At 64.9% G+C, this 13,715-nt stretch carries 14 protein-coding genes and 1 tRNA gene; 6 read left to right on the plus strand and 9 right to left on the minus strand.

Features of this window, described 5'->3' with window-relative positions; genetic code table 11:
• Positions 1 to 17 precede the first annotated feature (17 nt).
• The 5 genes from N6L27_RS02990 (at position 18) to N6L27_RS03010 (ending at position 5,033) form a co-directional block, all read left to right on the plus strand.
• A complete protein-coding gene (locus tag N6L27_RS02990; RefSeq protein ID WP_271905600.1) occupies positions 18 to 989 on the plus strand; it encodes a beta-ketoacyl-ACP synthase III in 972 nt (323 codons plus the stop codon).
• 101 nt (positions 990 to 1,090) lie between these two features.
• Positions 1,091 to 1,393 (plus strand): integration host factor subunit alpha, encoded by a 303-nt coding sequence (ihfA, locus tag N6L27_RS02995; RefSeq protein WP_008207184.1) that lies wholly within the window; start codon positions 1,091 to 1,093, stop codon positions 1,391 to 1,393.
• Between the two features lie 16 nt (positions 1,394 to 1,409).
• Positions 1,410 to 3,575, plus strand: a complete 2,166-nt coding sequence (locus N6L27_RS03000; RefSeq protein WP_271905601.1) for a MerR family transcriptional regulator — start codon at positions 1,410 to 1,412, stop codon at positions 3,573 to 3,575.
• A 175-nt stretch (positions 3,576 to 3,750) separates the two neighbouring features.
• Positions 3,751 to 3,827 (plus strand) — tRNA-Pro (locus N6L27_RS03005).
• 126 nt (positions 3,828 to 3,953) lie between these two features.
• On the plus strand, positions 3,954 to 5,033 hold the full coding sequence (locus tag N6L27_RS03010) for a 2'-deoxycytidine 5'-triphosphate deaminase (protein WP_271905602.1): 1,080 nt from the start codon (positions 3,954 to 3,956) through the stop codon (positions 5,031 to 5,033).
• 66 nt (positions 5,034 to 5,099) lie between these two features.
• On the opposite strand, the gene N6L27_RS03015 is transcribed toward N6L27_RS03010, so the two are convergent.
• Positions 5,100 to 5,660 (minus strand): Lrp/AsnC family transcriptional regulator, encoded by a 561-nt coding sequence (locus N6L27_RS03015; RefSeq protein WP_271905603.1) that lies wholly within the window; start codon positions 5,658 to 5,660, stop codon positions 5,100 to 5,102.
• Between the two features lie 44 nt (positions 5,661 to 5,704).
• Here N6L27_RS03015 and N6L27_RS03020 point away from each other — a divergent pair, with 44 nt between their 5' ends.
• Positions 5,705 to 6,859 carry an MFS transporter gene (locus tag N6L27_RS03020; RefSeq protein ID WP_271905604.1) on the plus strand — a complete coding sequence of 385 codons (1,155 nt, stop codon included), beginning with the start codon at positions 5,705 to 5,707 and terminating at the stop codon, positions 6,857 to 6,859.
• Here N6L27_RS03020 and N6L27_RS03025 read toward each other — a convergent pair.
• From N6L27_RS03025 to N6L27_RS03060, 8 genes are all read right to left on the minus strand, one after another.
• Entirely contained in the window at positions 6,852 to 7,049 is a 198-nt protein-coding gene (locus N6L27_RS03025) for a hypothetical protein (RefSeq protein ID WP_260018044.1), read from the minus strand. The genes N6L27_RS03020 and N6L27_RS03025 overlap by 8 nt on opposite strands.
• 81 nt (positions 7,050 to 7,130) lie before the next feature.
• Positions 7,131 to 7,808, minus strand: a complete 678-nt coding sequence (gene scpB / locus N6L27_RS03030; protein ID WP_271905605.1) for an SMC-Scp complex subunit ScpB — start codon at positions 7,806 to 7,808, stop codon at positions 7,131 to 7,133.
• Positions 7,808 to 8,602 (minus strand): segregation and condensation protein A, encoded by a 795-nt coding sequence (locus N6L27_RS03035; RefSeq protein WP_271905606.1) that lies wholly within the window; start codon positions 8,600 to 8,602, stop codon positions 7,808 to 7,810. Before N6L27_RS03035 ends, scpB begins: the two co-directional genes overlap by 1 nt.
• A complete protein-coding gene (nagZ, locus tag N6L27_RS03040; protein ID WP_271905607.1) occupies positions 8,595 to 9,599 on the minus strand; it encodes a beta-N-acetylhexosaminidase in 1,005 nt (334 codons plus the stop codon). The genes N6L27_RS03035 and nagZ overlap by 8 nt, the downstream gene beginning before the upstream one ends.
• Positions 9,600 to 9,725: 126 nt before the next feature.
• Entirely contained in the window at positions 9,726 to 10,940 is a 1,215-nt protein-coding gene (locus N6L27_RS03045) for an SPOR domain-containing protein (RefSeq protein ID WP_271905608.1), read from the minus strand.
• A 119-nt stretch (positions 10,941 to 11,059) separates the two neighbouring features.
• On the minus strand, positions 11,060 to 12,805 hold the full coding sequence (argS, locus tag N6L27_RS03050) for an arginine--tRNA ligase (protein ID WP_271905609.1): 1,746 nt from the start codon (positions 12,803 to 12,805) through the stop codon (positions 11,060 to 11,062).
• A 164-nt stretch (positions 12,806 to 12,969) separates the two neighbouring features.
• The gene (locus N6L27_RS03055; protein WP_052272268.1) at positions 12,970 to 13,308 is read right to left on the minus strand and encodes a YciI family protein; all 339 of its coding nucleotides are present in this window, start codon (positions 13,306 to 13,308) and stop codon (positions 12,970 to 12,972) included.
• Entirely contained in the window at positions 13,305 to 13,604 is a 300-nt protein-coding gene (locus tag N6L27_RS03060) for a YciI family protein (protein ID WP_019296548.1), read from the minus strand. Before N6L27_RS03060 ends, N6L27_RS03055 begins: the two co-directional genes overlap by 4 nt.
• Between the last annotated feature and the right edge of the window lie 111 nt (positions 13,605 to 13,715).

Here is a 13,715-nt window from a genome sequence, read left to right on the forward strand (position 1 = left end):
AATAGGCAGGCAGACGGATGACGCGACGCGCGGTAGTTGTTGGCACAGGACACTATCTCCCCCAACGGGTGGTTGAAAACGCGGAATTCGAAGCCACGCTGGACACAACGGACGAATGGATCCGCAGCCGTTCCGGCATCGAACGCCGCCATTTTGCCGCTGAGGGAGAGACCACATCGGATATGGCCGCCAAGGCAGCGGAACGCGCTTTGGCGGATGCGGGCCTGACCGCAAATGATGTGGATGCCATTGTTGTGGCCACCTCAACCCCGGATCTCACCTTCCCCTCTGCCGCCACCATGGTGCAGTCCAAGCTGGGCATGACCAGGGGTTTTGCCTTTGACGTGCAGGCGGTCTGCGCGGGCTTTGTCTATGCACTGTCCAACGCCAGCGCCCTGATTGCGTCGGGCCAGGCGTCCCGCGTGATGGTGATCGGCGCGGAAACCTTCAGCCGGATCATGGATTGGACCGACCGCTCCACCTGCGTGCTTTTCGGCGATGGCGCCGGCGCGCTGCTGCTGGAGGCACAGGAGCAGCCCGGCACCAATTCCGACCGCGGCATCCTGGCGACCGACCTCAACTCCGACGGCCGCTACAAGGATTTGCTTTACGTCGACGGCGGGGTGTCCACCCATACCACCGGCCACCTGAGGATGCAGGGCAACCAGGTATTCCGCCATGCGGTCGAGAAACTCGCCTCCACCGCCAATACGGCGCTGGACCGCGCGGGTCTGTCTGCGGCTGATGTCGACTGGATCGTTCCGCATCAGGCCAATATCCGCATTATCCAGGGCACGGCCAAGAAAATGGGCCTCAGCATGGACAACGTGGTGGTAACTGTGCAGGATCACGGCAATACCTCCGCCGCCTCCATTCCGCTGGCCCTTTCGGTCGGCAAGGACCGCGGCCAGATCAAGGAAGGCGATCTGATCGTGACTGAGGCCATTGGCGGCGGCCTGGCCTGGGGAGCTGTTGTGCTGCGCTGGTAACGGCGCGGTCAGATTCTCCGCCCGAATTCCCCCGCGCAATTCATTGATATTGACAGGGAAATTCCCTCCGCCCTATGCTTTGGCAAACAACGGGGATTGGTATGGGCGAAAAAACACTGACACGAATGGATTTGAGTGAAGCCGTTTTCCGGGAAGTCGGCCTGTCGCGCAACGAGAGCGCGCAGCTGGTGGAAAGCATGCTGCAGCATATGTCGGATGCCCTGGTGCGCGGTGAACAGGTTAAGATTTCCTCGTTCGGCACCTTCAGCGTAAGGGACAAGTCGGCCCGCGTCGGGCGCAACCCGAAGACGGGCGAAGAAGTGCCGATCCAGCCGCGCCGCGTGCTGACCTTCCGGCCCTCCCACCTGATGAAAGACCGCGTGGCAGACGGCAACCGTAAGTAACGGGACCTATTAAGTCATGTCGAAATCACCGGACGCCTTCCGCACCATCAGCGAAGTTGCGGAATGGCTGGACGTGCAGGCGCATGTTCTGCGCTTCTGGGAGAGCAAGTTCACCCAGGTCAAACCTGTAAAGCGCGCCGGCGGGCGGCGCTATTACCGGCCTGCGGACATGCAGCTGTTGGGCGGCATCAGGAAACTGCTGCACGTTGACGGATTGTCGATCAAAGAAGTGCAGGCGCTTTTGCGCGAGCAGGGTGTGGCCCATGTCGCCAGCCTGTCGCACCCCCTGGACGGCGAAGAAGAGCCGGCCGTTGAAGCGGCAGCGCCCGCGGACAAGCTGGGTGATGACTGGCAGCAGTCGCTGGAGATGAGCGCGGAGGCTTCGGCCGGGGGCAGCACGGAGGACAGCAATGTTGTCGGCTTCCCGCAGGCTGGAGCAGACGATGGACCGCCCGCGCCCCCGGCAGCATCCCCCGCCGCACCAAGACCCGAAGCCGCAGCTGCGCCGCAAATGCAGATGGACCTGGCACCACCCGCCGCAAGCGAAAGCCCCGCGCCGTCCGAAGATGCGCCTGCCGCCGCCGCAACGGCGTACACGGCCCCTTCGGCAGATCCCGCCTCAGCCGCGGGCGAGCCAGCCGGACTGGCCAAGGATCAGGCAGAAGATGCGGCACCATCTGAGGATCAGGCGGTTGAGGATCAGCCGGTATCCGCGCAGCAGGCCTTCGGTTCCGAACCGGCGCTGCGGCCGGAAGCAGAGGACACAGAACCGTCCGCTGCAGATTCCACAATGCTGGATCAGGAACCGGAACCCATTGAAGCAAGCCCGCTGCAAGACGGTGCCGATACGCAGGAACAAGTTGCCGGCCCCGCCCCCGGACAGCCGCAGCAGCTTTTTGCGGATGGCGCCGGCACAGAACCGGAAACCGCCGCATCTCTGATGGAAGACGTCCTGGAGCCTGCTTTCGCGCCTGAGGCAGCTGACAGGACAGAGGAACCGCAGGCGGAGTTTTCCGGGATGCCCGGCGCTGCGGAGGATGTATCTGCGCCCGTGCCGGAAACAGCTGAACCCGTTGAAGACACCTTGGAAACCGTGCCGGAACCTGCAGCGGAGCCTGCGGCGTCTGCTCCGCCCTCCCCGCTGGCGGATATCGCCCCGCTGACAGGCCAGGAGCACTTGCCCGAACCCGATTCAGGCGCCGGAACCGCAGCTGCGGAGGAACCAGACCTTGCCGCCGCCGGGCTGCCGCTGGAAGAGGAAAATCTTGAAACTGCCCCGGAAACGGCAGCAGAGGCAGCCCCCGTAACACCGCCAGCGCCGCTGGAAGAAGTCGCGCCGCTGACCGGCCAGGAACATCTCTCCGCGCCGGATGCTGCGGCGGCTGCGGGAACCGAAGCGCCTGAGAAGGACCTGACCGGCGCTGAGGCTCCTGCGGACGCCGGACCGATTCTGTCTGCGGACGCACAGGCGCCTGAGCCCGAACCCGCTGCCGCACCGGCGGAGTTTGGCGCGGACCACAGCGCAGCAGTTGCAGAACCCGCGGCGGAAGACGTGCCTCCCGCGGCAGACGCTGACTTGGCGGAGCCTGGCCGGGAGGTGCTGCCGGACCAGGAACCGGAACAGGACACGCTGGTTCCCGCCGCAGGGATGCAGCCAGAGGAACCGATGGATTTTGCCTTTGCCGCCGAAGATCCGGTGCAGACAGCGCCTGAGCCGGAAGAAGACATTCTGTCCGATTCCGCCGCAGCCTTCCCGCCGCATGATCTTGATGAGGCCGCCCGCCAGGTGGATGCGCTTGAATTTTCCAGCGGTTTCAATGGCGGCGGTGAAAGCGGCATCGAAGAAACGGACCAGCCTGAAGCCGAACCTGAAGCCGAACCTACGGCGGAACCTGATGCCCTGCGGGAGCCTGATACCCTGCCGGAGCCTGATGTCCAATCGGAGCCTGCGCCTGAGGAAATTTCAGCAGAGGCTGCAGAACCAGCGCCGGTGCCTGCCGTGGAGGATGCTCCCGAAGAGCCGGCAGAAATTCCCGGTGAAGAGCCGACGGCAGCCCCTGCCCCGCTGCAGCCCGGCGTTCTGGCGCTGCTGGCCGAAGCCCGCAGCCTGCCGCCGCAGTCTCTGGCGGCGATTGCTGCCTGCACCGAAGAATTGCGCGCGCTTATTCAAAACAGGCCCTGAGGCCCGCGCACCGGAATTCGGCACGAATTCCGGGCCGTTTCCCGTGCCGGGAAACGGCCCCGGCCCATGGCCGCTCCGGTAACTGCTTTGCCCTGCTGAAATTCTTTGCGGGGCTGGAAAAAATCTTGCCGCCCCCTCTTGCCCCTGCCGCGAAAACGGTTAGAAGGCTTTGCAACGGGCTATGGCGCAGCCTGGTAGCGCGTCCGTCTGGGGGACGGAAGGTCGCAGGTTCGAGTCCTGCTAGCCCGACCATATGAAAAACGCCCGGGTGTTCACGCACCCGGGCGTTTTCACATCCGGAACCAGCTTTGCCGATTGCGCATGGCGCCCGGATGGGACAGCATCGCCGCAAAGCCGGCGCGCGGAGGGGGACAGGACATGACAGGCGTATTGCCCAGCCAAACCATTGAAATGATGCTGGAACGCGGAGAAATCACCGTCAGCACACCGCTGGTGGAAGGCCAGGTGCAACCTGCCAGCCTCGACCTGCGTCTCGGCAGCGTGGCCTACCGGGTGCGAGCGTCTTTTCTGGCGGGCCAGAACCGCAGCGTTTCCGACCGGCTGACAGAATTCGAGATGCACAGGATCGACCTGAGCAACGGCGCGGTTCTGGAAAAAGGCTGCGTCTATGTGGTGCCGCTGATGGAAGGGCTGGCGCTGCCGCAGGATGTTTCTGCCGTCGCCAATGCCAAAAGCTCCACCGGGCGGCTGGACCTTCTGACCCGCACGATCACCGACGGCGGCGAGGAGTTTGACCGTATCAAGCCCGGATACACCGGCCCGCTTTATGCCGAGATTTGCCCCCGCTCCTTCTCTGTGCTGGTACGCCCCGGCATGCGTCTGAACCAGATCCGTTTCCGCACCGGCCAGGCTGTGCTGTCGGACGCCGAACTGAAGATGCTGCACGCAGGCTCTCCGCTGGTGGATGGCGAGGCGGTGATCGAGGACGGCCTTGGCTTCTCCGTCGATCTGAAGCTGCCGGGCACCGATCTGGTCGGCTACCGCGCCAAGCCGCACACCGGCGTCATCGACCTGGACCGGATCGGCGAATACGACCCGCAGGAATACTGGGAAGAGGTGCGCACCAAGGATGGCCGCATCATCCTGGACCCCGGCGCGTTCTACATTCTGGTCAGCCGCGAGGCGGTGCATATCCCGCCCGCCTATGCGGCGGAGATGGCCCCCTATCTGGCAATGGTCGGTGAATTCCGGGTGCATTACGCCGGTTTCTTCGATCCCGGCTTCGGCCATGACGCCGCCGGCGGCACCGGCTCGCGCGGGGTGCTGGAAGTGCGCTGCCACGAGGCACCCTTTGTGCTGGAGCACGGCCAAGTGGTCGGCCGCCTGGTCTATGAGAGGATGGCCGAGGTGCCGGAACAGCTTTATGGCGCGGGCATTGCCTCCAACTACCAAGGCCAGGGTCTGAAGCTGTCGAAGCATTTCAAGACGCCGGAGTAACCATCTGCAGCTAAGGGCTGCGCCCGGCCTTCGGCCAGACGGAAGATCCGTCACTTCACCGCGCCCTCAACGCTTGATATACAGTTCCTCCTCCAGTTCCGCGCTGACGCCGGCCTGCACAGTGCGCTCCAGATGCGTGGAAAGCGTCATATAGGTGCGGGTGCCGCGCACCCCTTCTACGTCGTAGATGCGGGCCAAGAGCCCCTCCAGCGCATGCGGCGAGGCCACCCGCACCTTGAGGATCAGGCAGGTGTCGCCGGTGGCAGTGTGGATTTCCTCCACTTCCGGCCAGGCTTCCAGCGACATGAGTTCCGCCGTCTTGCCCCAGCCGACCGTGTCCACATGGATGAAGGCCAGCATCGGCTTGCCTACCGCCGGCCCGTCCAGCTGCGCCACCGTCGCCCGGATCGCGCCGGAAGCTCTGAGCCGTTTTACCCGCTCATGCACCGCGGGCGCCGACAGACCCGCCACCTGCCCGATGGCAGCATAGGACAAAGTCGCATCGACGCTCAGCGCGCCTAATATCTTTCGGTCCAACGCGTCCAGAGCACGGGAGGACCCGCCGTTTCTCCGAACCTCATCTGTTTTTTCCCTGACCATTTTCGCCCGCCCTTCACAGAACACCATTCAGCACTTAGCAAAGATACCTGAACATTCTTCAAGGTAAACCCATGCGAACCCCGATTCTGATCCTGATGAGTGCAATTGGCGTGATTGGTGCCAACTCGCTGCTGCTGTCGCCAGTGGTCACGGCCGTCAGCCAAACCCTGAATGCCACCACCGCAGAGGTGATGCTGGCCGCCAGCACCTATGGGCTTGGGGTCGCCGCTGCAGCCTTGCTGCTGGCACCGCTGGGGGACCGGATCGGCGCCGGGCGGCTGATGCGCGCGGCACTCCTGCTGCTGGGGGCCGGGCTGGGCGCCAGTGCCGCGGCGCCGGATGTCTGGACACTGATGGCCGCGCAGGCGCTCTGCGGGCTGGCGGCCGGAGCCTCCCTGCCCTCGATCTACACGCTGGCAATGGTGATTGCCCCCAAGGGACGCGAGGCGCGGGTGCTGGGCTATGTGCTGGCGGGCTGGACGGTGTCGATGGTGCTGGGTGTCAGCGTCAGCGCCTGGGCCACCGATCTCGCGGGCTGGCGCGCGGTCTATGGCGCGCTGGCGGCGGCGGCGCTGCTGCTGTGGGCCGCCTCTGCTTCGCTGCGCGCGGCAGGCAGCCCCAGCGGCCAGGCGACCTCGCCGCTGACCGCGCTGCGGGTACCGGGGATTTTCCGCGGCCTGGCGGCAACCGCGCTGCTGATGATGGGCTTTTACAGCAGCTATTTCTTCACTGGAGCCCATATCACCCAAGCACTTGGCCTCAGCACCACGCAGGCGGGTCTGTTACCGCTGTTCTACGGTATCGGCTTTGGCCTCGCGGTGCTGCTGGATCCGCTCTTGGACCGGCTGGGACTGGCCCGCGCCACGGCGCCGGTGCTGCTGGCGGTCACAGCCAGCTACCTGCTGATGCTGGCGGTTGCGCCGGAATACCTGCTGCTGCTGGGGGCTGCCCTGATCTGGGGCGTGTTCCAGCATCTTGCCCTCAACCTGCTGGTGGCGCGGCTTACGGCGCTGGAGCCTGCGCAGCGCGGTGCCATCATGGGCCTTTACAGCACCGTCACTTACCTCTGTGTGTTTGCAGCGCCCTTTGCGGGCGGTCTGCTGTTCACTGCCTGGGGCCTCGCAGGCTGCCTGATGCTGTCAGCACTGCTGGCGCTCAGCGGCGCGGCGGAGGCGCTTGGCCTCCGGCACAAGCCCGGCGCACTGCCCGCCGGTTCCGCTACTTGACCTTGGGAATGCGTGACCTTGCATTGCGGAATTTGCGCTGCGGGCTGGGGCCAGGTCCGAACCCCGGTGCCGGCCCCTTGCTCTTGCCCAGGCGCTGCGCACCGTGTTGCGCAGCGCGGCGCAGCCCGGCATTGACCGCGCGGCCGATCAGGCGGCGCAGCACCATGCGGATGATCCAGTTTGCGTTCATGGCTTCAGTCCTCTGCCTAGCCTTGCGGGCATCTTAGAAAACCAATGCGGCAATTTCCGGGCGTACTGTGTCGCGCAGGCGTCACTCCTCGAACAGTTCCGCCTGTTCTTCTGCCTCGTCGTCCTCGTCGCCGCCCTGACCCAGCGGCAGGCTGCCCGGCGGCGGCCGGTTTTCCAAGAGACCCGCGGCACGCAGCTCCTTGAGCCCCGGCAGGTCGCGGGCGCTTTCGAGGCCGAAATGGTCCAGGAAATCCGGCGTCACCACAAAGGTCACCGGGCGGCCCGGGGTCATCCGGCGGCGGCCCAGGCGGATCCAGTCCATCTCCATCAGCTGATCGATGGTGCCGCGCGACACTGAAACACCGCGGATTTCCTCGATCTCCGCCCGGGTCACCGGCTGGTGATAGGCGACAATGGCCAGGGTCTCGATGGCGGCACGGCTCAGCTTGCGCAGCTCGGTGGTTTCCTTCTGCATCAGGAAGCCGAGGTCCGGCGCGGTGCGGATCGCCCAGGCATCGCCCAGCCGCACCACCCGCACCCCGCGCCCCTCATAGCGCTTGCGCAGATGCTCCAGCGCCTCGCGCGGGTTGCAGCCGGGCGGCATGCGGCCCTCAAGGTCGCGCAAGGTAACAGGCTCTGCGCTTGCGAACAGCACCGCCTCCACCATCCGCTCCTGCTCTGCCATCGGCGGCGCGTCAAACAGGGTGTCATTCTCGGTCCGGCCAGAGCTGCTGGCCGCATCCATGATCTGATCTTCCATCAGGTATCCTCGTCGAGGCTGCGCAGCTGAATCGGCGCAAATGTTTCGCTCTGGCGCAGCTCAGCCTTGCCTTCCTTGACCAGTTGCAGCGAGGCGGCAAAGGTCGCCGCGGTGGCTGAGCGCCGCTTTACGGGGTCGCTGTGCCAGCCGTCCGGCAGATAGCTGATCAGGTCGGTCCAGTCGCCGGTGAAGCCCAGGAGATGCCGCATCCGGTCCAGCGCCTCCTCCATGGTGAAGACCGAGTCGCGGTCCATCACGAAGGGGCGGAAATCCTCCTTGGTGCGGATGCGGGCATAGGCCTGCATCAGATCCAGAAGGTTGGCGGTATAGGTCACGGTCTTGATGCGGGCGACGCTTTCTTCCTCGCCGCGGCCAAAGAAGTCGCGGCCCAGCCGGTCGCGCCCCATCAGCCGTGCGGCAGCGTCGCGCATCGCCTGGAGGCGTTCCAGCTGGAATGCCAGGTGGGCGGCCAGTTCTTCGCCTGACGGGCCTTCTTCCTCGGGGTCCGGCGGCAGCAGCAGGCGGGATTTCAGAAACGCCAGCCAGGCCGCCATCACCAGATAGTCGGCCGCCAGCTCGATCCGCAGCTCCTTGGCCTTCTCGACAAAAGCCAGGTACTGCTTTGCCAGCTCCAGAACGGAGATCTTGCGCAAATCGACTTTCTGCGTGCGCGACAGGGTCAGCAGCAGATCGAGCGGGCCTTCGAACCCGTCCACGTCGACGATCAAGGCCTCGGCCGCCAGCCGTTCCTCTACGCTCGTGTCCGCCTCTGAAAAGAGTGTCTGCTCAGCCATACACCTGCCCGCCCATGAGGGCGGCAAGTTCTCTTTCAGCGCTCATAATGTCAAGGGGAACGGGCGCGCGCCGGGCCTCCAAAGCCCGGTCTGCGCGGGTCTGTGCCGCCGTGCCCATGGTGCCGGCAGCCTCAGCCACGGCGATGCGTTCCTCAAGCGAAGCATTGCACAGCAGGACGACATCACAGCCTGCCTCGATCGAGGCGCGGGCGTTGTCCGCCAGCGATCCCTGCAGCGCCTTCATCGAGATATCGTCGGTCATGATCAGCCCGTCAAAGCCGATGCGTTCCCGGATCAGCCGCATCATCACCGGCGATGTGGTGGCGGGCTGGTCGTCATAGGCGTCATAGACCAGATGCGCGGTCATCCCCAGCGGCAGGTCGTTGAGCGCTGTAAAGGCGGCAAAATCGCTGTCCTCCAGCGTCTCCGGGTGGCTGGCCACATGCGGCAGGTCCAGATGGCTGTCCGCGGTGGCGCGGCCATGGCCCGGGATATGTTTCAGAACCGGCAGCACGCCGCCGTCCAGATGCGCGGTGGCCACTGCGCGGGCAATCCGCGCCACCGTGGCGGCGCTGGTGCCATAGCAGCGGTTGCGCAGGAATTCGTGGGTCTCGGCAAAAGCAATATCAGCAATCGGAGCGCAGTTGCTGTCGATGCCCAGCCCGTGCAGCTCATGCGCGATCAGACGGTAGCGCAGGTACATCGCCCGAACGGCATCTTCTCCGGCCAGCTGCACATGCTCCAGCGGCGGATGCCAGTTGCGCGCCAAGGGTTTGCGCAGCCGCTGCACCCGGCCGCCCTCCTGGTCGATGGTGATCGGGCAGTTTCGGCCCACCGCCTCGCGGAAGTCACTGCACAGGGCCTGGATCTGCTCGACATCTTCCAGGTTGCGGGCAAACAGAATGAAGCCGAACGGATCCGCGTCGCGAAAAAACGCCTTTTCATCCGCTGTCAGCCGCAGGCCCTCTGCGTCCAGAATGGTGGCTCCGTAGGTCATGAGTGCCTCCTGCTGCGTCCTCCAAGGAACAAAGGCACCTGTCTCAGGATGCCGCCAGCCCGCCGGGGAGGAACCGGCGGGCATTGCCCGGAATTTCCGGGCAAAAGAAGTATTTCATTCAGATCATTACCGGGTGGTTACTGGAATGCAATCCGCATTGCCGGCCACCAGCGCCGAACAGAACCGGCGCGCGTCGGACAGCCCGTCGAATCCCATTGCCCGCAACCGGTAGAATGTCCGCCCGCCGCTTTCGGCGCGCTGGATCACCCGCTGTTTGGCTTCCAGATACTCCGGGAATCGGGCGCTGATGCGGTCCCATTCCGCGCGTGCGACCTCCGGGCTTTCATAGGCGCCCAGCTGCGCCAGGCGGGTGCCGGCGGCCAGGGTTGCCGGGTCCACATCCACGGTTCCGGCACGCGCTGCCGGTGCGGCTGCGGCCGGAGCGGGGCTGAACCGTGCGGGGCGGGCCGAGGGCCGCAGCGAGATCTTGACGCCGGGCGCATTCAGCACCGCCGGAGAAGCAGCGGCGGCAGCCAGTGCCGGCTGCAGCGGTTCCGGCTGCACGATCGCCGGGGCTGCTGCCGAGGCGGGGACCGCAGCGGAAACATCCTCGGCTTCGCGCGCAAGCTCAGCCACCAGCGCATCGATATCGCCATTCTGGAACGAGGCCACCGCTTCGTCGCTGACATTGGTTGAGGCACCCGGGGCAGAAGGAAGCTCAGGCTCAGCCGGGACAGCAGGCAATTCCGCAGCCGGCGCGGCTTCGGCTGCCAGTTCCGGCAGCGGCTTGTCGTCTTCTGTCAGTTGAATTGCAGCGGGCGCCAGGGTCAGACGGTCTGCGGGGGCCTCGGCGCTGCCGCTGGCCGCCACCGCGTTCACCGCCAGCCCCTGATGGTCTGCCTGGCTGCCGCCCGGGTTTGCCGGCTGTTCGCGCATCGGGCCTTCGGCGGCACGCACCACAGGCACGCCGCTCACGTCGCGCATCACCAGCTTGTAGCCCCAGAAACCGACACCTGCGACCAGCGCGATGGAGGCCACCGCGCCCAGGATGCTCAGGCTCTTGGAGAACCGTGCCCGCAGGCCCGCGGGCGCTGCGGCATAGGCTGCATAGTCATCTGCGCCGCAGCCCTGCTCCTCCGGCTGATAACCATAGGCCGGATCTTCATAGCCGCAAGACGGTTCTGCGCCGGGCCCGGCATACTGCTGGCCACCGTATTGCTGCCCTGCATAGGGCTGATCGGAGTGCTGCTGCCCGTAGGAGCTGCCGGCCGCAGCGTCCTGCTGCCGGCCATCACCCTGAGAATAGGCGTGGCCGTGGCCCGCCTGCGCAAAATACGCCATTGTCCGCCTCACTGCCCGGGTGGCGGCGCCGTCTGTGGCACCGCATTCCCAGATCTCTTGAACTGCCTCGTTCCGGCGGAATGCGCGATTTATATCCGCAAGGGCGTGCGCCCCTTTGGTTATCGCATCTCTTCTGCCGGTTTGACGCCAAGAATACCAAGACCTGCGGAAATGACAACGGAAACGGCCCGGGCCAGTGCCAAATTCGCATGTGTTGCCGATTGGCTGCTCTCGTTAACGAAACGTAAACCTTCGTTCGACTTGCCCAGATGATACAGCCCGTGCAGCTCGGACGCGAGGTCGTAGAGATAGAAGGCCACCCGGTGCGGCTCATGGGTGCGGGCGGCGATTTCCACCTGGCGCGGCCATTCGGCCAGCTTCTTTGCCACCGCCAGCTGCGCCGGATCGGCGATCAAGCTGAGGTCGGCAGCGTTCAGGGTGGCGTCATCCGCGGCGATCCCCTGTTCATTTGCCTTGCGCAGGGTCGAACAGATTCGCGCATTGGCGTATTGCACATAGAACACCGGGTTGTCCTTGGACTGCTCCAGCGCCTTGTCGAGATCGAAGTCGAAGCCCTGGTCGTTCTTGCGCGTGAGCAGCATGAAGCGGGTCACGTCCGCGCCGACAGCATCAACCACATCGCGCAGGGTAACAAAGGTCCCTGCCCGCTTGGACATCTTGAATTCCTGGCCGTCCTTGAACAGCTTCACCAGCTGGCACAGCTTGATGTCCAGCGGCACCTTGCCGTCGGACAGTGCCGACACCGCCGCCTTCATCCGTTTGACATAGCCGCCGTGGTCGGCGCCGAAAATGTCGATCAGCTCGTCAAAGCCGCGCTCCACCTTGTCATAGTGATAGGCGATATCGGGCGCGAAATAGGTCCAGGAGCCGTCGGATTTCTTCACCGCCCGGTCCACGTCATCGCCGTGATCGGTGGATTTGAACAGGGTCTGCTCGCGCGGCTCCCAATCGTCGGGCTTCTTGCCCTTCGGCGGCTCCAGCACGCCCTGGTAGATCAGGCCCTTGGATTCCAGGCTGGCCAGCGCCGCCTCGATCTTGCCGGTGCCATAGAGCGATTTCTCGGAATAGAACTTGTCCATCTTGATGCCGAGCTGGGCCAGATCCTCGCGGATCAGCGCCATCATCGCGTCGGTGGAGAATTCACGCACCTCGGCCAGCCAGACGTCCTCGCCCTTGCCGACATAGGCATCGCCCACCTTGTCCTTCAGCGCCTGCCCGACGGGAACCAGGTAGTCGCCCGGGTAGGTGCCGTCGGCAAAGGCCACTTCCTGCCCGTGTGCCTCCAGGTAGCGCAGGTAGACAGAGCGCGCCAGCACATCGACCTGGCCGCCGCCGTCGTTGATGTAGTATTCGCGAGTGACGTCATAGCCGGCATAGGCCAAGAGGGCCGCCAGCGCGTCGCCAAACACCGCACCGCGGGTGTGGCCGACGTGCAGCGGGCCGGTCGGGTTGGCGGAGACATATTCGACGTTCACGCGCTTGTCCGCGCCCATGTCCGAACGGCCGAAATCCGTGCCTGCGTCCAGGACCGATTTCAGAACGCCCTGCCAGATGCCAGGCGCCAGCCGCAGGTTCAGGAAGCCGGGGCCTGCAACCTCAGCGCTGGTGATCCGTTCATCAGCGGCCAGCTTGGCCGCCAGCGCCTCGGCAATGTCGCGCGGCTTCATCTTGGCGGGCTTGGCCAGCACCATCGCCGCATTGGTCGCCATGTCGCCATGGGCGGCATCGCGCGGCGGCTCAACTGCCACATTGGCAAAATCGAGCCCCTCGGGCAGCGCGCCCTCACCGGTCATGGCGGTCAGGCTGTCAATCACAAGCGTGCGGATATCGGTAAAGAGGTTCATGTCTGGCGTCCCAACTGTTCAGCACTGCGGATACCGGGGGCCAGAGGCAGGGTCAACAGCATTGCAGGGGCAGCCGCTGGCCGCGGGAGCAACCCACCGGAAAATTCGAATTCTCCGGCCAATTTTCTTGATCAAGAAAATTGCGCCGCCGCCACGGCGCCGGCTCAAAGAACCGCGGTGCGGTCTTCCAGGATCTTGCCCCAGGTGAAAATCTCATAGGACCGGAAAGCAGGCACGTAAAACGGGTCGCCATGGATCAGATGCTCCACCTCGATCCGGTCCTCGGCTTCGACAATCCACAATGCGCCGCAGAAATCGCCATCCGTGTCCGGTTTCAGCCCGCCGCCGATGCGCAGCTCCGGGTGATCCTCGACATAGGCCACATGGGCATCGCGACGGGCTTTATCGGCGCGGATATCCATCATCGCAGGCGCATCGCGGAACATCACCGCCCAGCGGGTCAGTGCGGGTGCGGATTTGCGGGCTTCAATTGCGGCGGTCATGAAAACATCCCCTGGATGGCAGAGGCGGTGCCCCATTCAGTGATCTTGTAAGTGCGCAAGGAGGCCACGTAATAAGGGTCCTGCAGGATCAACCGCTCCACATCCTGGCGGGTCTCGGCCTCCACATTCCAGATCGCACCGGGGAAGTCCTGCATCGGCCGCATCGCCAGCGCACCGCCGATCTGCAGCTCGGGCCGTGCGCGCACAAAGGCGATATGCGCCTCGCGCCGCTTCTTGTCGCTGCGCACCCGGTCCATTTCGGGCTTGTCCGTGAATGTGACGGTCCAGCGTGCCATGGCTTTCCCCTCGTTATGCCTCCTCTCGCGGATAACGCCGATGCCCTGCGGCATCATAGGGCCAGATCATAACACGGTTTACGGCCAATTCGGGAAACCGCATTGCACGCA

Source organism: Leisingera sp. SS27 (assembly GCF_028368855.1).
Taxonomy (GTDB): domain Bacteria; phylum Pseudomonadota; class Alphaproteobacteria; order Rhodobacterales; family Rhodobacteraceae; genus Leisingera.

Bases quoted from the DNA above. Each gene is read 5' to 3' on its own strand.
- N6L27_RS03000 (WP_271905601.1), top strand. From the start codon at position 1,410: ATGTCGAAATCACCGGACGCCTTCCGCACCATCAGCGAAGTTGCGGAA.
- N6L27_RS03025 (WP_260018044.1), bottom strand. From the start codon at position 7,049: ATGAACGCAAACTGGATCATCCGCATGGTGCTGCGCCGCCTGATCGGC.
- N6L27_RS03060 (WP_019296548.1), bottom strand. From the start codon at position 13,604: ATGGCACGCTGGACCGTCACATTCACGGACAAGCCCGAAATGGACCGG.
- N6L27_RS03035 (WP_271905606.1), bottom strand. From the start codon at position 8,602: ATGGCTGAGCAGACACTCTTTTCAGAGGCGGACACGAGCGTAGAGGAA.
- ihfA (WP_008207184.1), top strand. From the start codon at position 1,091: ATGGGCGAAAAAACACTGACACGAATGGATTTGAGTGAAGCCGTTTTC.
- N6L27_RS03045 (WP_271905608.1), bottom strand. From the start codon at position 10,940: ATGGCGTATTTTGCGCAGGCGGGCCACGGCCACGCCTATTCTCAGGGT.
- N6L27_RS03010 (WP_271905602.1), top strand. From the start codon at position 3,954: ATGACAGGCGTATTGCCCAGCCAAACCATTGAAATGATGCTGGAACGC.
- N6L27_RS03015 (WP_271905603.1), bottom strand. From the start codon at position 5,660: ATGGTGTTCTGTGAAGGGCGGGCGAAAATGGTCAGGGAAAAAACAGAT.
- N6L27_RS03055 (WP_052272268.1), bottom strand. From the start codon at position 13,308: ATGACCGCCGCAATTGAAGCCCGCAAATCCGCACCCGCACTGACCCGC.
- N6L27_RS03020 (WP_271905604.1), top strand. From the start codon at position 5,705: ATGCGAACCCCGATTCTGATCCTGATGAGTGCAATTGGCGTGATTGGT.
- N6L27_RS02990 (WP_271905600.1), top strand. From the start codon at position 18: ATGACGCGACGCGCGGTAGTTGTTGGCACAGGACACTATCTCCCCCAA.
- nagZ (WP_271905607.1), bottom strand. From the start codon at position 9,599: ATGACCTACGGAGCCACCATTCTGGACGCAGAGGGCCTGCGGCTGACA.
- argS (WP_271905609.1), bottom strand. From the start codon at position 12,805: ATGAACCTCTTTACCGATATCCGCACGCTTGTGATTGACAGCCTGACC.
- scpB (WP_271905605.1), bottom strand. From the start codon at position 7,808: ATGGAAGATCAGATCATGGATGCGGCCAGCAGCTCTGGCCGGACCGAG.